Raw genomic sequence first — 25,481 nt, 5'->3', positions numbered from 1 at the left:
CCACTAACCCATCCCGAACGGGGAAGCTTCAACGTTCGAGAGCGGCCTGTCGGGCCGGTGGCACTCCTCGCGGCCACACGGCGCGAGGGGGCGAGCGGGAGGGCGGCGGGTGGCCTGTCTTCAGGGGGCGTAGCTGCGCGTGGGCAGCAGCGAGCGCAGCAGCACGGCGATTCCCGCGAGCCCCAGCCAGGGCAGCACATGGCCCCAGAGCAGGTGGGCCGCCGTCCCGTCGGGGCAATGCACGTGGAGGACAAGCAGGCTGACCGAGCCGGCGGACAGCCCGGCAGCCAGCGCTCGCGCGGGGTGGTAGGCGGAGCGGCTCAGCAGCACCAGCGTGACGGCCAGCGGCACCACCGTCACCGCCAGCTCCGTGCCCGCGCAGCCGAGGACGCCGGCCAGCAAGGCCCGGCCCTGCTGTCCGGACCCGGTGAGCACCACGGTGACGCCCAGGGCTCCCGCGAAGGCGAGGACTCCCGCCCAGGGCACCACCCGACGGCGGGGCGACAGCGCGACAAAGGCGCCCGCGCCGAGCAGCGCGAGGATGACGACTCCCACGCCCACCACCAGTCCCGGCGGGGACGCGTTGCCCACCCATCCGCCTCGGCGGCTCAGCAGGGTCAGCCCCACGCCCACCATCGCCGCGTGGACGCCCACCAGCAGCGCCAGCCCGTGCCACCAGGGACGCGCCATGGGCTGCTTCGCCAGGGTCTCCAGGGCGAAGCGTCGCGCGGTGTCGTGGCCGGGCAGCGTCTGCTCGTCATCCTCGGTGGACGCGAAGGCCGTGGGGAGCATCGACGCCGCGGCGTGACTCGGACCGCCGAGGAGGTCGAAGCCGCCCGTCACCACCTGGCAGTCCTCACAGGACGCCACGTGCTTCGTCAGCTCCGGGGGCAGGGCTTCGCCCAGACAGTCCATCACCCGTGAACACTCCGGGGTCATTCCAAGGTCTCCGTGCGCAGGGGGGCGAGCAGCTCGCGCAGTCGCTCATAGCCTCGATGGGCCCGGACCTTCACCGCGCTCTCGGTGAGGCCCAGGGTGTCGGCGATTTCGGCGAAGCCCATGCCCTCGAAGCGGTGCAGGAGGATGGGGATGCGCTGGCCCTCGGGGAGCATGTCGAGCGCCTGTCGCACCGCGCGCTCCAGTCCCACGTCTCGGGGCGCGGGGCTCTCGTCGGCGATGCCCGTGGGCAGCTCTCCCTCGGCCGTCAGCTCCTCGGTGCGGCGGCCCCGGCGCTGGGAGTCGCGCGCGGCATTGGTGGCGATGGCATACAGCCACGGCTTGAAGCGGGAGCCCGCCTGGAAGCGCCCTCGCGAGCGGACCAGGGACATGAAGGTGAGCTGCACCAGGTCCTCGGCGGTGGACGCGCTGCCCGTCAGGCGGGTGAGGTATCCGCGCACCTGTCGGGAGTGACGCTGGAAGAGCGCGTCGAACGCCGGAGCCTGCCCTTCACAAAACCGCGCCATCAGCACCTCGTCTGACTCGGGTGCGACGGAAGTGCGCACCGAATCGTCTCCGGTACGCACGGGCGCGGAGGCTGGTTTCATCGACGGAGGCGGTGACACGCGCGCGGCACTCTAGCCGGTTGCATGAGACCCAGGGTGGGTGTGCCTCGGCCCCGCTGCCATCACTGCTTGAGCATGGGCTGCGGTGTGGGTGCGGAGGAGGGCAGGTGATCCGCGGCGGCGGCCAGCGCCTCGCGAACCTTGCCCTCGGCGGCCGTCCTGGCGGCGACCAATTGCGCGCGCGCGCCTCCCGCGCCGAAGAAGCGGGTGGGCGTGGCCAGCGCCGCGCGGTCCTCCGCCGAGTACTTCCGGTACGCGTACCTGACCGAGTCGGAGGGCAGCCGCAGGCCCTCCACGACCTTGAACCAGGAGAGGACCTTCAACGAGTAGAAGCTCAGGTCCACCTCCCACCAGAACCAGCCCTGGTTGGCGGTGTTCTGGTGGTAGTGGTGGTTGTTGTGCCAGCCCTCGCCGAGGGTGATGAGCGCCAGCAGCCAGTTGTTGCGGCTGGTGTCCGTCGTCTTGTAGCGGCGCTTGCCGAAGATGTGGCTCAGGGAGTTGATGGTGAACGTCCCGTGCCACAAGAGGGTGGTGCTGACGAAGAAGCCCCACACCAGCATGGAGAAGCCGCCGATGAAGTAGAGCGCCACCGCCAGCAGGACGGGCGGCACCAGGTGGAAGCGGTTGAGCCACACCAGCTCCGGGAAGCGCGCGAAGTCCTTGATGCCCTCCATGCGCGTGGGCCCGTACTTGTCACACAGAATCCAGCCCACGTGGCTGAACCAGAAGCCCTTCTGCACCGGCGAGTGGATGTCGTCCGCCTGGTCCGACGTCCGGTGGTGGTGGCGATGGTTGGCCGCCCACCACAGCACGCCCTTCTGCGTCGACAGGGTGCCCACCAGCGCGAGGATGAACTGGAAGACGCGGCCCGTCTTGAAGGCCCGGTGGGAGAAGTAGCGGTGGAAGCCCACCGTGATTCCCCACATGCGCAGGATGTACAGCCCCACACAGACCGCCACGTCCACTGGCTTCGCCCCGACAGAGAAGGCGAAGAGGCACATGATGTGGACGGCGAAGAAGGGGATGGACGACAGCCAGTTCAGGCGCTCGTTGTCCGAGGGCAGGGCGGGAGCAGGAGAGGAAGTCTGCAAGGGAGCCTCTTGAGCTGGAGCAGGAGCGCGCCCGAAGGTGCGCAGCCTCGTCCCGCATCAACACCCCCTCCTGTCATCGCTCTGTCAGGAGGCGGCGGATTGCCGCAGCTCCGTCAACCACTCCTCGAAAGCGGGGTGGCCATGCAGGGGCGCCAGGTCCGCGTCCGAGGCGGCATAGGCCCCGTCCTTGAATCCCAGCTCGCTGGCCCGGCGCAGCAGGCGCACCGCGTCGGGCACGTTGCGCGCCTTGGCATAAGCGCACGCGGCGTCGTAGGCGATGCTGGCGCTCGGGGCGTGCTCCAGCGCGGCCTCGCCCATCGCGGCGGCCTCCGAATAGACGCCTCGGATGAAGAGCACCCGCTCCGCGCAGCTGAACGCCGCGGCGGCCTCCACGCCGGGCAGCTTCAGGGCCTCCGGCGTCCGGCCCAGGCGGATCAACGTCCCGGCGTACTCGTGCATCACCGTGCGGTCCGAGGACGTCTGCCAGGCCTGCTTCCACCAATCCAGCGCGCGCGCGTCGTCACCGACGAGGGAGAAGGACGCGGCCACCGCATGCGGCTCCACCTGGAGCCCCTGCACCTGGGAGAAGTGGTCCAGCGCCTGTCGGCCCTGGCCTTCTTTCAGCGCCACCCAGCCGAGCAGGTGGTGGGCGTGGCTGGCCATCTCGGGGGTGAGGCCGTCGCCGCCCTCCAGCACCGCGGCGCCCAGCCGGCGTGCGTCATCCAGGCGGCCCGCATCCAGCGCGATTTTCGCCTCGCGAAGCTTCCCCGCCACGGGGCTGTCCAGCGAGCCTGTGCCACCGACGCGCGGGGCGTTGCCTCCGGAGCTCAGGGCCTCCGCCACGGTGCGGAACGCCTGGACGCCGTACATGGCGAAGAAGATGGCGGGGAAGAGCCACCCGATGTTCAGGCTGTAGACGACCACGGCCACGCACACCAACAGCGCCAGTCCCTGGGACGCGAGCAGCCCCCGCCGGGGGCCGAGCACCCGGGTGGCCAGCGTGGAGACCAGCCGCCCACCGTCCAGCGGCAGCACGGGCAGCAGGTTGAAGATGGCCCAGATGAAGTTGGCGCCAGCGAAGGTGCGCAGGAAGAAGTCCAGCGCGGGGGAGTGCCCGTTGAAGACCAGGTAGCCCACCAGGCTCACCACGCCGAGCAGCAGCCCGAAGAGGGGCCCCGCCACGGTGATGACCAAATCCCTCTTCCATGGAAGCGGGCCGGGCATGTCGGTGGGCAGGGTGTGCCCGCCCAGCCAGACGAGTGCGATGCTCGGGTGGTAGCCGAAGAGGCGGCTGGCCAGGGCGTGGCCCAGCTCGTGGACCAGCACGGACACGAAGACAATGAGCATCCACGACAGGACGAACACCACCATGGCACTGGCCTGGCCCAGGGCGGGCGCCTCGGACACCTGGCGGAAGGGCCAGCCATCCTGCGAGGCGCGGACCGAGCTGTAGGCGAGCACGGCGGAGACCAGCAGGTGGCTGGGGTGGACGTCGACGGGAATGCTCCCGAGGCGAAAGCGGAACATGGGCACGGACCTTAACCGTTGAGGCGCGGATGCGCAGTCCGTAGCGCACATCCCGCAACCGCTTCCTCTTCATTTCGGTAGGTTCCCAGAAGCCCCATGCTGCGACTCGGCCCTTATTCCCTTCCGAATCCTTTTGTCCTCGCCCCCATGGCCGGGGTGTCCGAGATGCCCTTCCGGGTGCTCGCCTTCCGCATGGGCGCCGCCCTGTGCCCCACCGAGCTCGTCAGCTCCCAGGGGTTGATGCGGGCCAACCAGCGCACCCTCATGTACCTGCGCTTCGACGCGGAGGTGGAGAAGCCCTACTCGCTCCAGCTCTATGGAGGCGACCCGGAGGCCATGGGCCTCGCGGCCGCGGTCGGCAAGTCCCACGGGGCGCAGATGCTGGACATCAACATGGGCTGCCCGGTGAAGAAGGTGACGAAGAACGGGGCGGGCAGCGCGCTCTTGAGCGACCCGGAGCGCGCCGCCGCCATCGTCCGGGCGATGCGCGAGGCCTCGGGCCTGCCCGTCACCTGCAAGATTCGCTCGGGCTGGGACGCCAAGACGCGCAACTACCTCCAGATGGCCGCCGCGCTCCAGGAGGCCGGCTGCGCGGGGCTTGCCATCCATCCTCGCACCCGGGAGCAGGGCTACTCGGGACAGGCGGACTGGAGCGTCATCACCGACTTGAAGCGCCACTTCCCGGAGCTGCCCCTGTTCGGCAACGGGGATGTGCGCACGCCCGAGGACGCGCGGCGCATGCTGGAGACGACCGGCTGCGACTACGTGATGATTGGCCGCGCGGCCCTGGGCAACCCGTGGATATTTCGCGAGCTCGCGGGCGGGGACGCGCCTTCGCCCGAGGAGCGGTGCGCCCTGGTGCTGGAGCACTTCCACGCGCACCTGGCCTTCGTGGGGGACCCGCTCGGCGCCGTGCGCTCCTTCCGCCGACACCTGGGCTGGTACGCCCATGGCCTCGCGGGCGCCGCCGCCTTCCGTGCGCGCGCCAACACCCTGGATGCACCGGAGGCGGTGGCGGACGCCGTGCGCGCCTTCTTCTCCGCCGCCGACTCGGACCGCTCCGGGGACTCATCCGAGGAGCAGGACGTCGACTACCGCGCGGCGCTCGGTTGACGAGTCCCAGGCCCCACGGTTTCTCACCCGAGGGGCGCGGAAGTTCCTACAGGGACGCACCGGGCGGCACGAGCACGCGGCCGGTGGCGACCGCGCGGAAGTAGTCGCAGGCGGGGGTGGGGCGCCGCTCCAGCGTGTCGAAGTCGACGTGGTAGAGGCCGAAGCGCGGCCCCCAGCCCTCCAGCCACTCGAAGTTGTCGAGCAGGCTCCAATAGAGGTAGCCGCGCACGTCCACGCCCTGGGCCCGGGCGGCCAGCACCTGGGAGAGGTGGGAGTGCAGGTAGTGGGGACGGCGGGCGCCCGCCCGGTCATCGATGCCGTTCTCCGTAATCCACACCGGCTTGCCGTAGCGCTTCACGTCGCGCAGCGTCTGGAGGAAGCCCTCGGGCCAGTCCTCCCAGCCGATGTCGGTGAGGCCCCGGCCCCGGGTGTCGCGGTACTTGAACTCGATGAAGGGCGGGCGCGGCACGAAGCGCAGGTGCGCGCGGCTGTAGTAGTTCACCCCGATGAACTCCACCGAGTCCCGGGCCTCGGGGATGTCGGCGCGGGTGGTGGCCACCCCGGGCATGTTCACCCGGAGCTTCCCCGTGGAGAGCGCCTCGTGGAAGGCGTGGTTGTAGGCGGGCGAGGCCAGCCGCACGAGGGCGCGGTCCAGCGGGTTCCACCAACGGTCCGGCGCGAAGGCGAGCATGTTCTGGGAGATGCCCAGCTCCACCCGGCCCAGGCGCTCCAGCAGCTCCCGCCTCGCCGCCGCGTGGGAGCGGACCATGTTCTCCAGCGCCCTCATGGTGAGCGCCCCGTCGGCGATGCCCGGGGGGATGGCGCCCTGCAGGTAGCCGCCCAAGAGCAGCACCATCGGCTCGTTGAAGGAGATGACGAGCGCGTCCAGGCCCTCCAGCAACGCGGCGCACCGGCGGGAATAGCGGCGGAAGACCTCCACGCTCTCGGGCGAGTGCCACGGCGTCTCCCGGTGGAACCATGTCGGATGGGTGAAGTGGTGGAGCGTCACCACCGGCCGCAGGCCCTGGGCCTTCATCTTCAGGAGCCGTTCCCGGTACGCCTCCAGCGCGGCCTCGTCGAACCTCCCGCGCTCCGGCTCGATTCGCGCCCACTCGAGGGAGATTCGGAAGGCGGTGGCGCCCACGGCGCGGGCCAGCGCGTAGTCCTCCTCGTAGCGGTGCCAGTGGTCCACCGCTCGCCCGCAACGGGCGTGGGGCTCCTTCAACTTTCCCGCGCGCTCCCACTCGGCCCAGTCGTTCTCGATGCCGCCCTCCACCTGGTACGCGGAGGTCGCGACGCCGAAGGTGAAGTCCGCGGGGAAGGTCATCTCGGAGGTCCTCATCGTGGCCGCGCACCGTAGACGCGACCCTCCATCGCGAAAAGTTCGGAGTGCCGCGAAGGCCAGTGCGCGGCAGCCGACAGTGCGCTCGCGAGGCGCGCGCCGCGAACGGCTCCGTCGCGTCCGGAGCCTAGAATTCGGCCTCGCGCGCGTTTTCGCGCGTCGCTTCGGAAGTGTCCTCGAAGCGCCTTTCGCGACCTCCGGCACCGCCCGATGCCGAAAAATCGGCCTCGCCGCGCGATGCAATACATCACCATGCGTTGACACACTGGTGTGTCGCCCGTACCATTCACTTCAAGCACTCACTCCATCAAAAGAAGAGTGCAGGCCCTCGGTTCACTGGGGCCAATTACATGGAGGGTTCTGATGGCCGCTAAGAAGAAGACCGCCGCGAAGAAGAAGACCGCCGCGAAGAAGACGACCACCCGCAAGACGGCTGGCAAGACCGCGAAGAAGGCGGCGGCGAAGAAGACGACTGCTCGTAAGGCCACCAAGAAGGCCCCTGCCCGCAAGCGCGCGAGCAAGGCCAAGACGGCGGCGGCCCCGGCGACCCCGGAGTCCTGAGCAGTAAAGCGTCATTCGCGGACGGTGTTTGACGTCCGGTGAACGGCTCGGCGAAATCCGCCGGGCCGTTTTTCTTTTGTCCGGACAGGAGGTTGCCCATGTCACTGCGTCCCTCGGAGCTGGAGCAGGTGGTGGCGGAGGTGGGGGCGAAGCTGACGGGAGCGGTGGCCCAGAAGGCCTGGTGCCCGCTGCCGAGGCTGGCCTACCTGGAGCTGCGAGTCCCCGGGCGCTCCATCCTTCTCTGTCTGTGCGCCGAGGGAGAGCTGTCCCGGGTGGCCGTCGCCGAGACGCGCTTCCCCACACCGGGCGAGCCCGCGCCCTTCCAGCGGTGGCTGCGGCACGAGCTGACTGGCGCGAAGCTCCTGGCGGCGCGTTTTCGCGACGCGGAGCGGGTGGTGGAGCTGGACTTCGAGCGCGAGGAGGTGCGCCGTCGTCTGGTGATGGAGCTGGGCTCCCCGGGTGGACTGCTCCTCTTGAGTGAGCAGGGGCGGGTGTTGATGCTGTCCGGCGAGGGCTTCGGTCCCCGGCGCAATCTCTACGCAGGCGCGGCGTGGACGCCTCCGGAGTCGCTGCCCCCGGACGCGCTGGCCAAGGCGCGCCTCGCGCCCTCGCGGCTGGTGCCCGCCGAGGGGGACACGCTTCCCTACTCCCACGCGGCGGAGCTGCTGCTCGGAGCCAAGGACCAGGCGAGCCGCGCGGAGTCCATCCGCCGCCGACTGGCGCAGCCGTACCGCGCTCGCCTCAAGCGCTCCTCGCGCACCCTGGAGAAGGTGAGGGCGGAGGCGGGGCGCGGGCCGGACGCGGAGAAGCATCGTCGGATGGGGGAGCTGCTCGCGCAGAACCTCTTCCGCCTAAAGCGGGGCGCCACTGAGGTCACGCTCACCGAGTACACCGAGGCCGGCGCGGAGGAGGTCCAGGTGAAGCTGGACCCGAAGCGCACGCCCAAGGAGGAGGCGGACTGGAACTTCCACCAGTACCGCCGGCTGCTGCGAGGCGTGGAGCAGGCGCGCCACCGCGAGGCGGAGCTGGCGCGGGAGGTGGCTCACGCCCAGTTGTCGCTGGAGCAGGTGGAGCGGATGGACGAGGCGATGCTGCTCGCGCAGGCGCAGGTGCTGCACGTGCCCGTGGGCGGGGAGGCCACCCCGGAGGGCAAGCCCTTCAAGGAGTACGTGGGCCACGCGGGCTCGCGCATCTGGGTGGGGCGGGGTTCGGAGGACAACGACACGCTCACCTTCAAGGTGGCCCGGCCCTGGTACCTGTGGTTCCACGCGCGCGGTGTGCCGGGCAGTCACGTGGTGCTTCCCCTGGAGAAGGGGCAGGAGCCCACGCAGGAGGTGCTCCTGGACGCGGCGCACCTGGCGCTGCACCACTCGGGGGCGAAGGGCGAGCCGCGGGGCGAGGTGAGCTACGTGCAGGCGAAGTTCGTGCGGAAGGTGAAGGGTGGGGCGCCGGGGCAGGTGACGTACACGCGCGAGAAGACCTTCGTGGTGCGCATGGAGGCGGAGCGGCTGGAGCGACTGCTCAAGTCCCGTCACACCGAGTTGCCCGCTCCGTGACGAAACTTCCCCCCGGAGTGTGAACCTCAGCGCGGAGGGGTGGGGCGCGGTTGACGGGCTGACGGAGAGCAGGCGGGCAAAGGCCGGCGGCCTTGAGTCCGGGAGGTTGCCGGGTACGATGCGCGCCGAGTGACCTCCGAGTTTTTCCGTCAGATGTCCCTGTTTCCACGCGGCCTCTCCGCGGCCAGTCGGGCCACGGCGGCGGTCGCGGAGCCTCGTGCCCTGGAAAAGGAGGTCGCGGAGGTTGTTCCGCGGCTCGAGCCCGTTCCGCAGCTCCGGCCGCCTCCGCCCCGGCATCGGGCTCCGGAAGAAGCACCGCGCATGCTCACGGTTCCCTCTCCTCGTGAGGAGATGTGGACCCGCGCGGAGTCCCTGGCCTGGAGGCTGAGCGCGGAGCTGGGGATGCCGGTGAAGCTGGCGGTGACGGACAACCGCTCCACCATGGTGTCCTTCCGTCGAGGGGGCAACGCGCTCCAGCTGCGGCTGCACCACATGTTCCTGGACGCGCCGGAGTCCATCGTCCGCGCGGTGGCGGACTACGCGGGCCGGGGACACCGGACGGCGGGCGTGCTGCTGGACGAGTACATCCGGGGACAGCAGCCGCGAATCCGCCAGGTGCGTCGTGAATCCGACGCGGACCTCAACCCGTTGGGGCGCTGTTTCGACCTGACGGCGCTTTACAACAACGTCAACGCCACTTTTTTCGAGAACGTCATCCAGGCGCGCATCGGCTGGGGACGGATGCCTCCGAGGCGTCGGCGCAAGTCCATCCGCCTGGGCGTGTACGACCATCAGACGCGGGAGATTCGCATCCATCCCGCGCTGGACAGGCCCGAGGTGCCGGCCTTCTTCGTGGAGTTCATCGTCTACCACGAGATGCTGCATCAGCTCTTCCCGAGCACGGGGCGAGGCGGGCGTCGGGTCCACCACCCGCGCGCCTTCCGGGAGCGCGAGCGCACGTACCCTCACTACGCGGCGGCGCTGCGCTGGGAGCGGGAGAATCTGGGCGTGTTGTTGCGCGGTTGATGGCTCCGTTGCTCGCTGGCTCATTTACCGTTTTACCGAGCGAAGCGACGCGTGGTGCGTGCTTGACGCGTTCGTGAGGGACACCCATCCTCCCGAGCCATATGCGACGAGCGAAGATTGTCTGCACCCTCGGGCCCGCGAGTCAGAGCCAGGAGATGTTGGAGGCGCTGCTGGAGAACGGCATGGACGTCGCGAGATTGAACTTCTCGCACGGCAGCCATGAGCAGCACGCGGAGAACATCGCCAAGCTGCGCGCGGCCTCGCTGAAGGTGCGCAAGGCGGTGGGAATCCTCGGTGACTTGCAGGGCCCGAAGATTCGCACGGGCCGCTTCACCAAGGGCAGCACGGACCTGAAGGAAGGCGGCATCTTCCACATCACCACGGACGAGACGGTGCCGGGCACGGACGAAATCGTGTCCACCACGTACCCGTTCCTGGCGGCGGACGTGAATCCGGGCGACCGCATCCTGTTGGACGACGGCTTGCTGGAGCTGAAGGTCCTGCACACGGACAAGCAGAAGCTCATCAAGACGGAAGTCATCCACGGCGGCGCGCTGAAGAACAACAAGGGCATCAACCTGCCCGGTGTGGCGGTGCGCGCGGATGCGCTGACGCCGAAGGACCGCGAGGACCTGGTCTTCGGCATCAAGGCGGGCGTGGACTTCATCGCGCTGTCCTTCGTGCGGCAGCCGTCGGACCTGGACGCGGCTCGGCAGGCGATGGCGGAGGTGGGCCGGACGGTGCCCATCATCGCGAAGCTGGAGAAGCCGGAGGCGATTGCCCGGCTGGACGCCATCCTGGACAAGACGGACGGGGTGATGGTGGCGCGAGGCGATTTGGGCGTGGAGATTCCGCCCGAGGAAGTCCCGGCCGTCCAGAAGGACATCATCCGGCGTTCGAACCTGCGCGGCCTGCCGGTCATCGTGGCGACGCAGATGTTGAACTCGATGATCGACAACCCGCGGCCCACGCGCGCCGAGGCGAGCGACGTGGCCAACGCCGTGTTCGATGGCGCGGACGCGGTGATGCTCTCGGGCGAGACGGCGAGCGGCAAGTTCCCCATCGAGTCCGTGCAGATGATGGAGCGCATCATCCTGGCGGCGGAGTCCTCGCAGCGGGTGCAGCCGGTGTTGCGCAACATCGACGCGCCGCTGGGGTTGCCCACGCACTTCCCGGATGTGATTGCGCGCGTGGCGTGCGAGGCGGCGAAGGCGAGTGGCGCGTCGCTGATTGCCGCGTTCACGCTGTCTGGCGTGACGGCGCGGTTGTTGTCGCACTACCGGCCGTCGGTGCCGATTGTGGCCTTCAGTCCGAACCAGGAAGTCCGTCGTCGGCTGGCGCTCCTGTGGGGCGTGGTGCCGCGAGTGCTGGAGCCCATCCAGGACACCGAGGCGATGGTGCGCCGCGTGGGTGAAGAGCTGGTGGCGCGGGGCCTGGGTCGCAAGGGCGACCGCATCGTCATCGTGTACGGCGCGCCGGTGGGACAGCCCGGGAAGATCAACAGCCTGCGGCTGCACACCATCGAAGGCTGAGTCGACGTCGAATCGAAGGCTTGGGCCTGAGTCTCATCGAAGCACCGTGAGGGGAGGCCCGTGGTTAGGGCTTCCCCTTCGTGCGTGATGGGGCCGCTACTTCGGCGCGTTGGGCAGCGCGCGGCGGGGAATCTCCGCGTCCACGAAGATGTGGAACAGCTCCTTGTCCAACTGCCCGTTGTCGGCCTCGCGCTTGAGGATGTCGAGCGCGAGGGTATGGGGCACGGCCTTCTTGTAGGGACGGTCGCTGGCGGTGAGCGCGTCGTAGATGTCGGAGATGGACATCATCCGCGACTGGACGGGGATGGTGCGCTCGGGGATGGCGCGTGGGTAGCCGGTGCCGTCGAGCTTCTCGTGGTGCGCGTAGGCGATTTCGGGCACGCGGCGCAGGGCGCGCGTCCACGGAATCTGGGTGAGGAAGCGGTAGGTGTGCTCGACGTGGCTCTCGATTTCGCGGCGCTCCTCGGAGGAGAGGGTGCCCCGGGTGATGGAGAGCGATTGGATTTCGCGAGGCAGCAGCAGCGGCTGGGTCTTGCCGTCGGCGTCCTCGAACTGGAGGTGTCCCAGCTCGTTCAGGCGCTCGAACCCGCCCTGGGCGAGCACCGTGGGACGGTTGCAGGTGAGGACGAAGTCGAACACCTCGTGCAGGTGCTTCAGCTCGGTGCCGAGTCGCTCGGTCTCCTCGGCCTCGATTTCCGCCAGGTGCTTGTCGCCGCGGTGCTTCACGGCCTCGAAGCGGCGGCGGTAGCTCTGGAGCTGGAGGTCCTTGCGCGCGAGCTGGAAGCGGGCGCGAAGTCCCTCGAGCTCATGCGGGTAGAGCTTCTCCGCCTTGACGAGCACGTTCTCCCGCACGCCCACCTTGCCGAAGTCATGGAGCAGCGAGGCGTAGCGAATCTCCTGAATCTCCGTGGAGGAGAAGTGCGTCCGGGCATAGGGGCCGGTGGACAGGTGCTCCAGGGCCTGGGCCAGGGTCACGGTGAGGTCGGCGACGCGACCTGAATGACCGGCCGTCGTGGGGTCCCGCGCTTCGATGGCGACGACGGAGGCGGAGACGAAGCCCTCGAAGAGGCGGTTGATCTCCTCGTGGAGCAGGGCGTTCTCAATCGCGCCGGCGGCCTGGGCGCCCAGGGCGAGCAGCAGCTCCTCGTCCTCGGAGTTGAAGCCCTGGCCATCGAGCCTGTTGAGGGCCTGGATGACGCCGGTGACTTCGCCGTTGGCGTCGCGCATGGGGACGCAGAGGATGGTCTTCGTCTGGTAGCCGCTGGAGACGTCGAACGAGCGGTTGAAGCGGGTGTCGGCGTAGGCGTCTGGGATGTTGATGATGGCGCCGGTGTGGGCCACCTGTCCGGCGATGCCGCTGCCCACGGGGAGCCGGATTTCGCTCTTCGAGCCCTGGGCGACCTTGCTCCACAGCTCATTGCGCTCGCGGTCCAGGATGAAGAGCGAGCAGCGGTCCGCCTCCACCACCTTGGTGGCCTCGAAGAGGATGAGCGGGAGCAGCAGGTCCAAATCCCTCTCGGCGCTCATGGCCTTGGCGACGTCCAGGATGGACGTGAGCTTCGCCAGTCGTCGATTGAGGTCGGGGAGTGGCTGCGGAACGGCGGGAGAGCGTGAGAGCACCGAGCGGCTCCGGGCGACGTGGCCTGCGGCCGTGCAGGACGTCGAGGTTGTAACATGCCCAGCCAGGTGACTGCCTTCAGGCCCGACCTGCTCGGTTTCCTGCTTTCGAGTGGACGTCCGGGAATTCAGCCCGTGCCGGAGGGAGTGGGAAGCGGGTATGTAGCGCCCCCATGAGCCGTCGCCCTGTGCGCATTGCCCCCTCGCTCCTGTCCTCTGACTTTGGTCGCCTGGCCGAGGAGGTCCGCGACATCGAAGCCGCGGGAGCGGACCTGATTCACGTCGATGTGATGGATGGCCGGTTCGTGCCGAACATCACGATTGGGCCGGTGGTGGTGGAGGCCATCAAGCGAGCGGCCACGAAGCCGCTGGACGTGCACCTGATGATTGTGGAGCCGGAGAAGTACGTGGAGGCCTTCGTGAAGGCGGGGGCGGACGTGCTGACGGTGCACGTGGAGGCGAGCCCTCATCTGCACCGCACCCTGCAACAGATTCGTCAGGCGGGGGCGAAGGCGTCGGTGGTGTTGAACCCGAGCACGCCGCTGTCGGCGATTGAAGAGGTGCTGGGGGACGTGGACATGGTGTTGCTGATGAGCGTGAACCCGGGTTTTGGCGGGCAGGGCTTCATCGAGGCGACGGTGGACAAGGTGCGCCGGCTGCGAGCGATGTTCGACGCGCGTGGCTTGGACACGGACATCGAGGTGGACGGGGGCATCAACGCCGACACGGCGAAGCGCGTCGTCGCGGCGGGGGCGACGGTGCTGGTGGCGGGCAGCTACGTCTTCGGGGCGAAGGACCGGGCGGCGGCCATTCGTTCACTGCGCTCGTAGGCGGGCTTCAGGCGCGGGTGCGAGCGACGGTGCTGGCGAGCCGGGCGACGCGGGTCATGAAGGTGGGGTCGAAGGGCTTCACCTCGTAGTCGTCCGCGCCGAGTTCGAAGCAGACGTGGCGGGTGAACTGGTCCTCGACGCCGCTGAGGATGATGACCTTGCAGTCGCGGGTGGACGGGTCCTGCTTGAGCTGGGCGAGCAAGTCCCTGCCGTCCTGGTGCTGGTTGATGTCCAGGATGATGACGGCGGGGCGGTGGAGGCGGGCCAGCTCCAGGACGCGCTCTGACGTCGTGTCCGAGATGCACGTCAAGCCGGACCGCTTCGCCTCCCGGGCGAGGGCCGACACGATGAGCGGTTCATCATCGGAGATGAGGACGACGGGGGGCATTTTCGATTCGAGCTGCACGGCCCACTGCCTTTTTCGGCCCGGAGAATCCGTGAATATATCCGGAAGTACCGGAATGTCGGGGAGTTTAAAAGGGGGGAGGGTGGGAGAAGGGGCGAGTGAGGGTCTTCAGGGACTCGTGGAGGGGGCAGGCGAGGGGGCGGGGAACGAAAAGGTGATCCGAGGACGTTGACTCAGCCAAGGGGCACGGGTATTACCGCCCGCACTTTTCGCCGGTCCCGAGGAAGACCACCGGCGGACGGACGTATCGGGGAGTGGCTCAGCCTGGTAGAGCACTTGGTTCGGGACCAAGGGGTCGCAGGTTCAAATCCTGTCTCCCCGACCATTAAAAGGGCGCGGAATCCTTGGAGAAATCCTCGGGTCCGCGCCCTTCGTTTTTTCTGCGGCTCGCCCGGTAGTCGCGGCTGGGGAGCGGAATCAGCGGAATCCGTGAGAGAGGGGGCACACCCAGGGCTCGTGGACCGCGAGCTCCGAATCTCAGCGCGGACGCCCGGCAGTACCGTTGCCGCCTGGAAACGGGCATTCCCGGTGAGCGGCTCTTGTTCTTCTGCGCCGCCTGTCTGTAGGTCCCTCTCGGGTGACTCGGCGTGAAAGTTCTTAGGGAACAAATTTTGGGCATGGCGTCCTAGGTGGGCTGCGAATCGCGCTGCCTTCTTGACCTTCGGCTCCCATGCACCTACCCACCGCCATCAGGCTGGTTGCGAAGAACTCCCCCAACTGTTCGGATCGCCCATGGCGAAACACGCTCCAGGAGCCCGGGCAAGTGGGGCGTTCGGAGTCACAGGGGGCCATGCGTCAGGAGAAACAACAGCAGGCAGGGGCGTTTGCCATGCAACGCCAGGCCCGCCTGATGGCCCAGGCGATGAACTTGTGCGGTGACGAAACCGACGCCGAGGATCTGGTTCAGGAGGTCATCCTTCGGTTCATTCAGGAGTTCGGTAGGAAGGAGAACCTGCCCTCCGCGCCAAGTGGCGAAGCTTGGCTGGTCAGGACTCTCGCCAACTTGTTCTTCGGACAGTGCCGGAGGTTGCGAACTCGAATGAACGGGGCGCGAGATCCTGCCCTGAGTGCCGAGGCTCTGGAGGTCGAGCCTCCTCCTGCGTATGAGGCCATCACCTCCGAGCAGTTCTCCGAGGCGCTTGATTCGCTGAGTCCGAAGATACGAGAGACCCATGACCTGCGTGCAGCAGGGAGGAAGTACGAGGAGATCGCGACCCTTCTCGGAATCCCCGTCGGCACCGTCAAGAAGCGTCTACACGATGCGCGCACGAAGCTGCGCGAGTATCTCCAAACCTTCCTCACACCGGGTGTTCCCTGATGGCTACTCCATGCAACAACGTGGAGGCGTTTGTGGATGGGGAACTCTCGCCCACGCAAGCCCAGGACTTCCGTATCCACCTTGCGGACTGTACGCGTTGCCAGACAGAGGTGGAGGCACTTCTTCAGCTGCAATTCTTGGAACAACGCCACACCGTGAATGGAAGGACTCGGAACTCTGCCCGGAGACATCTCTCCACGGTCTCCTGGATTCAGCGGCGCACCTTGATGCTGGCTGCAGCATGCTTTGCCACTTTGTTGTTAGGACTTGGCATGGTTCGCCATTTCCTCTCCGGACGGTACGTCCCGGCGAGTGAGGTCCGTTACCGCGCGACGGAAGCGCGCCTGAGCGGTTCAGGGGCAGAGACCTACAAGCCCCTGGTGCCTGCAATGGCGGGGGCTACGGAGGCTGGACAGCTGGCCCCTGAGTCGATGGGTGTGTCCGTGCTGACGGATGGAAAGGACCCCGTCGCAAGCGCTCTCATGCAGGGCGACCGCAACGGGGCGGAACTGGCCCTAACCCTACTACGCGAATTCCCCCAGACCCCCGACACCGAGAGCCGGCGGGCGATGGCTCTGCTGCGACTGGGTAAGCCGGAGGACGCACTTCAGCGCGCGGATGCAGCGCTCGCGGCTGCTCCTCGACACGCGGAGGCTCTGTGGAACCGCGGGCTCGCACTGCGTGATCTCCGCCTCCCACTTGCCGCAGCCAGGACCTTTACGCAGGTGGCGTCCTTGAAGGAGCCAGGTTGGGCGGATGAGGCCACGCAGCGAGCCGAGGGACTTCAGCGTGACGTCTTCACGCACCGCAATCGATGGACAGCCGTCTTCAAGGCGGGAACCGCGCTGATCGCGAACGCGGATGTCACTCTCCCCGAGGATTTCAGCGATACACCCATCGCTCGGCTCTTTTTCTATGACGCGGTGCGGGCCGCACCCACGTCCGAGGCTGTGCTGACCTTGCTCCCGCTGGCCCGGAAGTTAGACGAGCGCACCCTGTCCCATGTGCTTGAGGCGTACGTCCAGCGTGTTGCTGCTGCGGACTTCACGCAGCGGGGGCCGCTGGCGCGGGGCTATGCGGCCCTGGTGCTCGAGCGTCCCTCGGCCTTGAAGAAGGAGCACTGGATGATGCAAATCCTCTCCTCGCAAGAGGATGATCTCCTCTTGGGGGCGCTCCTACGCACCGATACCGTCGCTGGTCACTTGGAGCTCTTCCAAGCGAAGGCCAACGCTATGAAGGACCCCTGGTTCCAACTCCTAGCGGCCCAGGAGCGTGCGGCGATGGACAAGAGGGCAGGGCGCCTTGCACATGCGGTGGGTACGTTGCGCGAGGTGCTTCCGCTCTGCGAGAGACCCGGCTTGGAATATCGCTGTCTCTCTATCGAGAGTGAGGTGTCCACGCTTCTCATCAAGCTCCATGAATTCCAGGACGCGCGCCAACATGCCGAGAAGGCTTGGCGCGAAGCGCGCGCGACTAACGAATGGCAACTGGAACAGGATCTGCTGTGGAATCTGGGGCAGATCGCACGGCTTGTGAAGGATACTTCCCTCTCTCGGGCATACCTTGAAGAATTCCTGGAGCGGAATGAGCGGAGGCCGGACGCCGTGAGGCGTGTCCATGAGAACCTCGCGTCCATCGCCTTCCAAGGCCTTCGGGTGGATGAGGCCCGGCAGGAGATTGATGCGGCGCTTGCTTCAGGGCTCCCACTCTCTCCCAGCGGTGCCTTCACGCTCTCGGAGATCGCGCGGGTGAAGGGGGCCCCTGGCGATGATGCCCACCTATTGAAGGCTCTGACGAATCCCTCAGTGAGGAGGAGTCCGGGCGAACGCGCCGTGGGCACGCATACGCTTGGGCGGTTCTTCATTGAACGGGACCTGGCGAGGGGACGCGAGTTGCTGTGGCGCTCCATTCAGGAAGCTGCTGCCCCGGGATTGGAGGAAGACCTCGCTGCAAGCCGAGCGCGAGCCTATAGCTTCACCTCTCTCATTTTCGAGACAGGCCGACGCGGCAGCTTCAAGGAGGCCCTGGAACTTTTCTCGCAGGAGCGTGGCCTGCAACTGCCAGGCCGGTGCCTCCTTGTGGCCACCGCGGACTCAGAAAGGACGCTCCTCATCGTTCGGGGTGAGGACGGGAAACTACTTAGTTCGCATGACGAAACACGGCGAGAGCCTCTCCCAGAGCGATTGGATGGGCTCGTGCCAGAGGAACTCCTGGCGGCACTCCGGCCTTGTGAACGCGTTGAGGTCTTCGCTAGGCCTCCGCTTCATGGCCGAGCAGGGCTACTTCCGCTGTCAATGGCCTGGAGTTACCTCACGCGTACCTCAACGCCGCGCGTCCCTCGGACGGGGCCTTCCGTCCACCTTATCGTCTCGGACGTGGAAGTTCCCCCTGGTGCGGACGTGCTGCCCCTGCCTCACTGGGTTCCTTCGTTCGGTCCTGATGAGCAGCACATCATGCGTTCGGGCGCAGACGCGACACCTTCTAGGGTGCGCTCCGCGATGCGGGATGCGACGGAGATAGACCTCGTGACGCACGGCTTCATCTACGAGCGTGCGGACGCGTCGTATCTTCTTTTGTCGCCTGAGCGGGGCGCACGTGAGCTGACGGTTCCTCAGGTGCGTGAAACTCGCCTAAGAGGGGCCCCGTTCGTCGTCCTGTCTTCATGTCATGCCGCGCACACATCGTATGCGCTGCACGAGCCTCTTAGTTTGCCGGCAGCATTCATTCATGCAGGGGCGCGCGGAGTGCTAGCAGCGACCGCGCGGATCCCCGGCCATGAGGCAAATGTCTTCTTCAACCAGGTGCGGGACCGCATGCGCATGGGAGTTCCGCCCGCAGTCGCGCTGCGCGACGTCCGCGCCCAGTGGCTGGGGAAGGATGCAAAACAGGAGTGGCTTGCGAGCGTACTGCTGTTCGAATGAGCCACGGACTTCGGGAGCGAGGGAACAATCAAACCGAAGGGCATCTTTAAAGGCAGGTGCATCCAGAATGCTCACCCGCCACAAGGAGCCCGTCTTGAGCAAGCCGCAGCTCACCCTCCATCACCTTGAGTTCAACAGCGATATCGACTTCTGGGCCGGACTCAGTGCATCGGGGCGCTGCGCCTTCCTGATGCCCATCACTCCGCCCTCTGAATTCCTGGCCTTTGGGGTCCTTGAGCCTTCAAAGCGAGTGCATTTCGTGGCACGAGGCAGGGTCAAGGAAGATCTGGCTGACTTCATCACGCGCATGAATCAGAGCGATGCGGGGGTCGAACTCTACGTCCAGGCCCCGGTTCCGGCGAGCATCCTCAGGCGCTACACCTCCGGTCCCCCGATTGAGGGCCAGGAGTCCGAGGAGCCACCTGGGCCGCTCGTTCGAGGATTGGTTCCTGACCCGACGACTCCTACTGCGGACTCGTTCGCCGGACCGTCCTGGCCCAAAAGTGAGGCCTCCTCACGGCGTGTCCTCCTTATGCCGGCGTACGAGCCCGCCGAGTTCCTTGCGGTGGGGGCGTTGGCCTCCTCGAGTCAGGTGCTCTTCAATCTTCGAGGCTCCGTGCGAGAGCATCTCGCTGTGTTCGTCACCAGGATGGTGAAGGACCAGGCCCGAGTGGAGCTCCACCCCACATTCCCGAAGCCGTAGCCGTCCGCGCACTCACGACTGCTGCCCAGGAAGTCCAGCGCCTGGCGTCGCGCTGGCCCTCGGCGGAGCATCTGCTTCTTGAACCCAAGGGGTACACCGTGTCGCTCGAACTGCTTCTCGCTCGTGCTGATGACCACCAGCCCTTACTTCCACGAGGGCTGACTCTGGAGAAGTTTCCAGATCTTCCTTTCCCCAAACTTCGGGAGCTTCCGGAATCGCTTTGGGATGCCGGCGGTGACTCCGACTTCCTTCCGAAGCAGCGCTGGGGGGTGGTGGCACCTCTGGGGCCCGAAGGGGACAGGCTGTTGGTGCACATCTCTCCACTGGTGCGGTGGCGCGAGAGGCAGCAGGGGGCTTCGGTCCATTCTTACCGTGCACCGGTGGGAATGGATGCCGCCACTGCGGCGCGCTGGAAGCGGCGCGAGTTCAGGAAGGAGGCGGTGGATGAGTCGGACCGTCCTCGGTACCTGCTGCTACTCGGCGACATGGATGGGCTCTCGCTCGATCTGCAGCAGGTGCTATCGACAGACGCCTTTGTGGGGCGGCTCGCCTTCCCTACAGGGGAGGGGTACGAGGCTTACTGCGCCAAGGTGTTGAAGTGGGAGGCTTCCGATGCCCAGCGCCCGGTGCGCCCCCGTGTGCTCCTCTACACCGCACGGGATGGCACACGGGCAACAGGCATCGCACATGATGTCTTGATGGGGCCGAGCTTCGAGGCCCTTCGGGATCGGCAGCCGAAGGACTTTCCGGATGCAGAACTCCTTGAGATTATCGACGAGAAAGGGGCTTCCACCGTACAATGGCTGAACTGTGTGGCCGAACCTGTGCCGCGCGTGATGCTCTCCTTGAGCCATGGATTGGGCTCAGGCTGGAAGTCTCCCGAGCAGCAGCGAGAACTTCAGGGGGCCTTCGTGCTCCCCGACAAGAGCCTGCTTACGGGAGCGGATCTGGTCTCACGCCCATTCCTTCCGGGTGGCATTTGGTTCTATCTCGCCTGCTACGGCGCGGGGACTCCGGGGCGGAGTAGCTACGAGCCCTGGCTCCAACAGCTTCGAGATGTCGACATGGATGCTGCGCGCATCCTGGCCGAAGGGTTGCCACGAGCAGGAACCCAACCTTTCACGGCGGCGTTACCCCAGGCTGTGTTGACCAATCCCTCTGGCCCGTTGGCCGTCATTGGCCATGTGGACCTCGCATGGACCTCTACGTTCAGTGACGAGGGCAACCTCGCTCACTCGCGCTTTCTCGGCGTCCTTCGGACGCTGATTCAGGGACGGCGCGTGGGTAATGCCCTTCATACATTGCTTCGGTTCTTCAGCGAGTCCCTCGTTGAGTTGACGGCGCTCTTCAAGCAGGACGAGCGGGAGCGCGCTGCGGGACGCGATTCTTCCGTCGACCCGAAGGTAAAGGCTGGCCTGTGGTTGCTATGCCAGGATCTGGCCAACTACGTGTTGCTGGGAGATCCGGCGGTGCGCCTGCCTGGCCTCGCAGTGAGGTAAGGGCCCGCTCGCAATTTACCTAGCCATGAGAGGCGTTCCCGCCCTCGGAAAATCGGCCTCCGGGCGCGAAAAGCGGACAGGTAATTTCTGAGCAGACCCTAACCAGCACCTCGCAATGCATCTTCTTTCAAGCACTGACCCACTTTCGTTCTCCTTCCTTGATATGGATAAGAAACCGCTCAGCGTCAGTCTTGAATTCAAGCGCACGGTCAAGGCGTTCTCAAGAAATCGCTTGGAGTATGAAGTTCGGCATACGCGCGGTGAGCGTAGCCTTGCCTCGTTCCCTTGGGATGACCCAAAGATTATCAAGGCTCTTGACGAACTAGAGAAGTCCCACCCTTCGTCTGAAGTGCTTGAGTTGTTTGGTGATCGCCTGTTTGAGTTCCTGGAACAGACTAGGTGGCCTCGCTATGAGGCTGCCATCGAAGAAGCACAGCGGGAAGGTCGGCCAATCGACCTCACGATACGTACGGATGCTCCGGAACTCTACTATCTGCCTTGGGAGTTGCTGAAGCTCAGTGCTTCCGGAAATCAGCTTGCGGAGCTTCCTGACTGCTTGGTTCGTTGCGAATGGTTGCCAAAGCCTCTGTCAGGAACTCCTCCACTGAACGGGAGGCTCCTTTTTGCCTGCTCCGCCGCTGGAGGAGGCGTTCCTTTCCAGGAGCACCTCGAAGCGATCCAGGATGCCTGCCAGAAGGGGGGGCTTGAGTTCGATCCCCTCCGAGATGTGCTCCGGAGCGCGAACCGAGGAACGCTAGCAAACGCACTGGCTGATACCGAACGTCCCGTAACGGTGCTGCACCTGCTCTGCCATGGGGGGCTGACGCGTGAGAACGCGTACGGACTCCTTCTCAGCCCGGAGGACCCCTACGAAGAGCCAGACCGGCTCGACCCCACAGACCTGCGAAGACTGCTGCCTGGACGCGTGACCTCACTGCGTCTCGTAACGCTCTGCGCGTGTCAGAGCGGGGACGCGGGCATCCCAGCCCACATCCTCGGGAGTGTCGCGCGGGTGTTCCACCGCGTAGGCGTTCCCGCGGTCATTGCTTCGCGTCTTCCCTTCTCGTGCAAGGGCTCCGTCACACTGGTGAAGCAGCTCTATGCGGAGCTGCTCTTCGGCAGCGGCAACCTACGGAAGGCCCTTTCCTCCGCTCGACGCAAGCTGATGCTTGAGCCCGGAGCCAGGGATTGGGCAGCACTTCAGTTTTACGGGCGTGAGGAGGATGAGGCCGGGCTTCGTCCTTTCGCTCCGCCGGAGCTCCCGAGCGATTCCGTTCCTCGCTCAGATCTTGTTCTCGTCTGCCACCAGGCACTTTCCCAGGTCCGTAAAACTCCGGGCCACATTGACGCGCCAAGGCTGCTCGAAAACCGGCGCTTGGAAGAGGTCTCCGTCGATCAAACGCAGGCTCTTGGAAAGAACCGACGCTCGAACTTGAGCGAACAGGTGAGACGTCTGACCAAGCCCGGGAGCGAACTCCTGCGCACCTTCTCCAGGCCCGGCGTCGAGTTACTCTACTACGGCTTCCCGCTGGTCCCGTTTGCGGTGCTCGCGGGCTACCTCGCCCGAGCCACGCAGCACGTCCACGTCATTGAGTATGACCGAGAGAAAAAGCGTTTCACCTGGGACGAAACGCCGGGTGGCTCCTATGCCCCCCTGGAGATGGAAGGACCCGTTCAGGGCACGGGAAGTGCCCTCCAGCTTCGCGTGTCCATCTCCTCGGAGGTCAAAGCCGCGGACTGCGAGACGGTGCTTCCGGCTCGTGACGTCCGGGCGGATCTCCACTTCAAAGTGGCCAGCCCCTCTTTCGGAATCGTGCAGCGTGAGGAGCAGGCGCAGGCCTACAGGCAGACGCTACGGTCAAAACTCAACCAGTGCATGGCGGAACTCGGCGGCATCGAATCCATTCACGTCTTCGCCGCTATTCCTGTCAGCATTGCATTCCTTCTCGGGCAGGTGCTCTCCGCAACGGTGTTTCCGCGCTGCTACGTCTATAACTTCAACGCCAAGGCTGCACCGAAGCCTGGCTATGAGTGGCGGCTTGGTCTGGATGATGCTGTCCATAACAAGAAGCCCTTCATCCACATCTTCAAGACCCCTCATTCATAGGAGATGCCCCATGACTCAGTTGAGCACCCGAAGTGTGCTTCACGGGCGGATGAGTGCCTTCGTCGACTGGATCCGCACGGACGACGCCAAGATGGATACCATCCGCGCGCAAGCTGCTGAGATCCGCTTACGCATCCGGGGGCAGGCAGACACGGATGGCCTGACTGTGTGCTCGATGCCGAACGCCGGATCGTTCGAAAAGAAGACCGGACTGAGACGGCACCTCCAGGGCGACTCCGAAGTTGAGGGCCAGGACGTAGACCTGCCATTCGTGGTCTCCCCTCAGGACGAGGACGGCAAGCGGATAGACGAGTTGCTCAACCGGTTCTACCGCTACGCTGAATCCACCTATCCTTTGACCCGGCGGAAAAAGACGCGGAGTTCCATTCAACTCGACTTCGTGGGGACGAAGCTCCGCTACGACCTTGTTCCCATGCTTGCTGTGCCCGGCAACGACGAGTCGCAGCTCCTCCTGCGGGCGAACGGAGAGCAGCGACGGACTTCCGTTCAGAAGCACATCGAGTTCGTCACCCGACGCACCGGCGAGAGCAACTTGCTGAAGGGCCGGGTCAAGTTCAACGAGTGTGTGCGGCTCGTCAAGTGGTGGCGGGAGTTTCGACAGATGAATGCCCGCATTATTGAGGACGTTCCCTCCATCGTCCTCGACCTGATGTGTGCTCACGCGTATGACCGTGTCCAGGTCAAGGAGACATACGCGGAGACCCTGGCGCAGTGGTTCAGCCTGCTCGCCGCTACCGTCCAGAAGCGAGAACGAATCGCTTTCAAGGACTTTGTCTCCATCCCCGCCGCAGACCAGATGGTGGTGTGGGAGGCGCTGGACCCCGTCAATCCCGGAAACAACGTCATCTCCCAATGGGGCACGGCGGAGGTCGACGAATTGGGAGACTGGTTGGAGGAGGCTTGCGACACGCTCCATCGCGTCATTGCCGCAGATCTCCGAGGGGATGACGTGGCAAGCCTGGAATCCCTGGTCGAACTCTTCGGAAACCCCTTCCTCCATCATTGCGAGGCGGAGGAATGACCTCCACCCGCACTGGGACAGGAACCTTCACGGAGGCTCGAGTTCGGGAAGTCATGAATCTTGTCTTGGATGACTTTGTTGGATGCGTGCTGAGAGGTTTTGTTTCGCAGGAGAGGGCACAGAAGTGGTACGGCGACTTGACCTACTTACTGACACAACAGGCTATTTCTGCATTTGAGCTTCAGTTCACTCGTCCCAATGGAACCGAGGGAGCATTCAGGTATGAGGTGAGCGATGACGGCTCGCTTCTGGGGTCCTCCCCATCAGGTGGGCAAAAGCTCCACATGCAGCCCGCAGGCACGACGTGCAGCATCTATGTCGATTACCGGGATGCCGTTCAGGGCCACGTGCGTGAGGAAATGCGAAGGCGAGGCTGGGGTCCAGGGGCCAGTGTGGGCGGGGATGCTGTTCGAGATCGTGCGTATTCGAAGGATGGCTACGGACTCATTCGCAGCCGGATAGGAGAATGGTGATGGCGGAGTTGCAACTCCTAGAGGCAACACATCCCGACCGCATGGCGAAGCAGCATTTCGATGCGTTGGTTGGTCTCGATGCACACAAGCAGAGACTGATTGATGGGCTGGTCCTCGTAATGGCCCACAATCGGCTGGAGACCTGGGTCCACCGTCATCATCCCAAAGGATTGCTTCTCGTGGAGACGTTTCGCTCCGCCTCTCCGCTCGTGCTGTTGGCAGGGGAAGTTGGCTGCGGGAAGACAGCGCTGGCGACGACGATCGGAACGCCGCTGGCGCATGAGCTCAAGGAGAAGGTGCTGGTTCTTGAAACGCCTTCCAATATCCGAGGCACTGGAATGGTGGGAGAGCTATCAGCCAGAGTGACGGACGCATTCACCCAAGCCCGGGCCAAGGTGGGGAAGGGCGCGGGATTGCTCATCATTGATGAGGCGGATGATCTCGGTCTGAGTCGCTCGGAGCGTCAGGCCCATCATGAGGACAGAGCAGGGCTCAACGTTCTCATCAAGCAAATCGATCTTCTTGTTCGCGAAAAGACCCGAATGGCGGTGCTGATGATTACCAATCGTGCGCGGGCGATGGACCCTGCGCTTCTGCGGCGTGCAACGTTGACGCTGGAGTTCACGCGTCCAGGCCCTGTCGAGCGCCGGCACCTTTTTGAACGGATGCTCGAGGGAAGTCACTACAAAGCCCAGGACGTGGAGTTGCTTGTGAGCCGGAGTGAGCGGCCAGTGCTGTTCTCGTACTCGGACCTGACGCAACGTGTGGCACGCACGGCGCTCCTGGATTCCTTGCGGAGAGACACGCCATTCGGCACTGAGTCTCTGCTGGCGGCGCTGGAAATAGTTGAGCCATCGCCGTTGATGGAGGGATGACCCTTGTATCGCAGCCCACGACGACGCGGTAGGTCGAAATTGGCACGGCCATACATCTGACGCTTGATGAGCTTGAGCTTCGTGATTTGGCCCTCGGCCTGCGCATTACTACCCGGTTCACTCCGGCATGCGACGACCCAATCCGAATGAGTGGAAGCAGTTGGTGGAAGAGTTCGAGGCGAGTGGGCTGAAGCAGAGGGAGTTCGCGGCCAGGCACGACGCCTCACTCGTCGCCTTCCAGTATTGGATATACCCCCCTGTGTCAGGGAAGAAGTCGCCTCGGCTGAGATGCCGAGCTGACCACCCGAAGGGGGCGAGTGCAGGCGGTTGAAGTGCCGTACACAGACGCATTCAAGGCGCAGATGGTGAAGCGGATGGTG

The 25,481-nt window shown here is 65.6% G+C and carries 21 protein-coding genes, 1 tRNA gene and 1 pseudogene; 16 read left to right on the top strand and 7 right to left on the bottom strand.

All coding sequences use genetic code 11. From position 1 onward, the window contains the following. Nucleotides 1–120: 120 nt before the first annotated feature. The 4 genes from HUA78_RS06140 to HUA78_RS06125 all read right to left on the bottom strand — a co-directional run bounded on the left by HUA78_RS06140 (nt 121) and on the right by HUA78_RS06125 (nt 4,180). Nucleotides 121–939: a DUF1109 domain-containing protein gene (locus HUA78_RS06140; protein WP_174475865.1), complete on the bottom strand. Its 819-nt coding sequence runs from the start codon at nt 937–939 to the stop codon at nt 121–123. Continuing rightward, a complete protein-coding gene (locus HUA78_RS06135; RefSeq protein WP_371745514.1) occupies nt 936–1,502 on the bottom strand; it encodes an RNA polymerase sigma factor in 567 nt (188 codons plus the stop codon). Before HUA78_RS06135 ends, HUA78_RS06140 begins: the two co-directional genes overlap by 4 nt. Before the next feature lie 122 nt (nt 1,503–1,624). Further along, complete coding sequence (locus HUA78_RS06130) at nt 1,625–2,653, bottom strand: acyl-CoA desaturase (protein ID WP_141646086.1); 1,029 nt, start codon at nt 2,651–2,653, stop codon at nt 1,625–1,627. Nucleotides 2,654–2,737: 84 nt separating this feature from the next. Then, nucleotides 2,738–4,180, bottom strand: a complete 1,443-nt coding sequence (locus tag HUA78_RS06125) for a site-2 protease family protein (protein WP_174475864.1) — start codon at nt 4,178–4,180, stop codon at nt 2,738–2,740. A gap of 96 nt (nt 4,181–4,276) precedes the next feature. On the opposite strand from HUA78_RS06125, the gene dusB reads away from it, so the two are divergent. Beyond that, on the top strand, nt 4,277–5,293 hold the full coding sequence (gene dusB, locus HUA78_RS06120; protein WP_174457967.1) for a tRNA dihydrouridine synthase DusB: 1,017 nt from the start codon (nt 4,277–4,279) through the stop codon (nt 5,291–5,293). A 46-nt stretch (nt 5,294–5,339) separates the two neighbouring features. On the opposite strand, the gene HUA78_RS06115 is transcribed toward dusB, so the two are convergent. Beyond that, nucleotides 5,340–6,635 carry a glycoside hydrolase family 1 protein gene (locus HUA78_RS06115; RefSeq protein WP_141646083.1) on the bottom strand — a complete coding sequence of 432 codons (1,296 nt, stop codon included), beginning with the start codon at nt 6,633–6,635 and terminating at the stop codon, nt 5,340–5,342. A gap of 363 nt (nt 6,636–6,998) precedes the next feature. Between HUA78_RS06115 and HUA78_RS06110 the strand changes: the two genes are divergently transcribed. The 4 genes from HUA78_RS06110 to pyk all read left to right on the top strand — a co-directional run bounded on the left by HUA78_RS06110 (nt 6,999) and on the right by pyk (nt 11,310). Beyond that, the gene (locus tag HUA78_RS06110; RefSeq protein WP_141646082.1) at nt 6,999–7,196 is read left to right on the top strand and encodes an excinuclease ABC subunit A; all 198 of its coding nucleotides are present in this window, start codon (nt 6,999–7,001) and stop codon (nt 7,194–7,196) included. 98 nt (nt 7,197–7,294) lie between these two features. Further along, nucleotides 7,295–8,752 carry an NFACT RNA binding domain-containing protein gene (locus HUA78_RS06105; protein WP_174457969.1) on the top strand — a complete coding sequence of 486 codons (1,458 nt, stop codon included), beginning with the start codon at nt 7,295–7,297 and terminating at the stop codon, nt 8,750–8,752. Between the two features lie 153 nt (nt 8,753–8,905). After that, a complete protein-coding gene (locus HUA78_RS06100) occupies nt 8,906–9,778 on the top strand; it encodes a hypothetical protein (protein WP_141646080.1) in 873 nt (290 codons plus the stop codon). Between the two features lie 101 nt (nt 9,779–9,879). Then, nucleotides 9,880–11,310 carry a pyruvate kinase gene (gene pyk, locus HUA78_RS06095; protein WP_141646079.1) on the top strand — a complete coding sequence of 477 codons (1,431 nt, stop codon included), beginning with the start codon at nt 9,880–9,882 and terminating at the stop codon, nt 11,308–11,310. 96 nt (nt 11,311–11,406) lie between these two features. Here the strand turns inward: pyk and HUA78_RS06090 are convergent, their stop codons facing one another. Next, entirely contained in the window at nt 11,407–12,930 is a 1,524-nt protein-coding gene (locus HUA78_RS06090; protein ID WP_371745513.1) for a GAF and HD-GYP domain-containing protein, read from the bottom strand. Between the two features lie 170 nt (nt 12,931–13,100). Between HUA78_RS06090 and rpe the strand changes: the two genes are divergently transcribed. Continuing rightward, nucleotides 13,101–13,757, top strand: a complete 657-nt coding sequence (gene rpe, locus HUA78_RS06085) for a ribulose-phosphate 3-epimerase (RefSeq protein WP_141646078.1) — start codon at nt 13,101–13,103, stop codon at nt 13,755–13,757. A 7-nt stretch (nt 13,758–13,764) separates the two neighbouring features. Here rpe and HUA78_RS06080 read toward each other — a convergent pair whose 3' ends face one another. After that, entirely contained in the window at nt 13,765–14,145 is a 381-nt protein-coding gene (locus HUA78_RS06080; protein WP_141646077.1) for a two-component system response regulator, read from the bottom strand. A 266-nt stretch (nt 14,146–14,411) separates the two neighbouring features. On the opposite strand from HUA78_RS06080, the gene HUA78_RS06075 reads away from it, so the two are divergent. From HUA78_RS06075 to HUA78_RS06030, 10 genes and pseudogenes are all read left to right on the top strand, one after another. Beyond that, nucleotides 14,412–14,488 (top strand) — tRNA-Pro (locus HUA78_RS06075). A 465-nt stretch (nt 14,489–14,953) separates the two neighbouring features. Next, a complete protein-coding gene (locus tag HUA78_RS06070) occupies nt 14,954–15,481 on the top strand; it encodes an RNA polymerase sigma factor (RefSeq protein WP_174475863.1) in 528 nt (175 codons plus the stop codon). Continuing rightward, nucleotides 15,481–15,573 (top strand): annotated as a pseudogene (locus HUA78_RS47665) (zf-HC2 domain-containing protein); the annotation flags it as partial. The gene HUA78_RS06070 and the pseudogene HUA78_RS47665, both read left to right, overlap by 1 nt. Nucleotides 15,574–15,753: 180 nt before the next feature. Then, a complete protein-coding gene (locus HUA78_RS06060; RefSeq protein WP_174467037.1) occupies nt 15,754–18,402 on the top strand; it encodes a CHAT domain-containing protein in 2,649 nt (882 codons plus the stop codon). A gap of 94 nt (nt 18,403–18,496) precedes the next feature. Then, entirely contained in the window at nt 18,497–19,105 is a 609-nt protein-coding gene (locus tag HUA78_RS06055) for a hypothetical protein (RefSeq protein ID WP_174467049.1), read from the top strand. Nucleotides 19,106–19,203: 98 nt separating this feature from the next. Beyond that, entirely contained in the window at nt 19,204–20,604 is a 1,401-nt protein-coding gene (locus HUA78_RS06050) for a hypothetical protein (RefSeq protein WP_174467048.1), read from the top strand. Nucleotides 20,605–20,719: 115 nt separating this feature from the next. Continuing rightward, nucleotides 20,720–22,711 (top strand): SAVED domain-containing protein, encoded by a 1,992-nt coding sequence (locus tag HUA78_RS06045; RefSeq protein WP_174467047.1) that lies wholly within the window; start codon nt 20,720–20,722, stop codon nt 22,709–22,711. Nucleotides 22,712–22,721: 10 nt separating this feature from the next. Beyond that, the gene (locus HUA78_RS06040) at nt 22,722–23,753 is read left to right on the top strand and encodes a CBASS oligonucleotide cyclase (protein WP_174467046.1); all 1,032 of its coding nucleotides are present in this window, start codon (nt 22,722–22,724) and stop codon (nt 23,751–23,753) included. Continuing rightward, nucleotides 23,750–24,226: a hypothetical protein gene (locus tag HUA78_RS47660; protein WP_174467045.1), complete on the top strand. Its 477-nt coding sequence runs from the start codon at nt 23,750–23,752 to the stop codon at nt 24,224–24,226. Before HUA78_RS06040 ends, HUA78_RS47660 begins: the two co-directional genes overlap by 4 nt. Next, the gene (locus HUA78_RS06030) at nt 24,226–25,101 is read left to right on the top strand and encodes an ATP-binding protein (RefSeq protein WP_174467044.1); all 876 of its coding nucleotides are present in this window, start codon (nt 24,226–24,228) and stop codon (nt 25,099–25,101) included. The genes HUA78_RS47660 and HUA78_RS06030 overlap by 1 nt, the downstream gene beginning before the upstream one ends. Nucleotides 25,102–25,481 lie beyond the last annotated feature (380 nt).

This window comes from Myxococcus sp. CA033, assembly GCF_013336625.1.
GTDB lineage: Bacteria > Myxococcota > Myxococcia > Myxococcales > Myxococcaceae > Myxococcus > Myxococcus llanfairpwllgwyngyllgogerychwyrndrobwllllantysiliogogogochensis.
The sequence above is the reverse complement of the archived record's forward strand: the minus strand, read 5'-3'. Positions and strand labels throughout refer to the sequence as shown.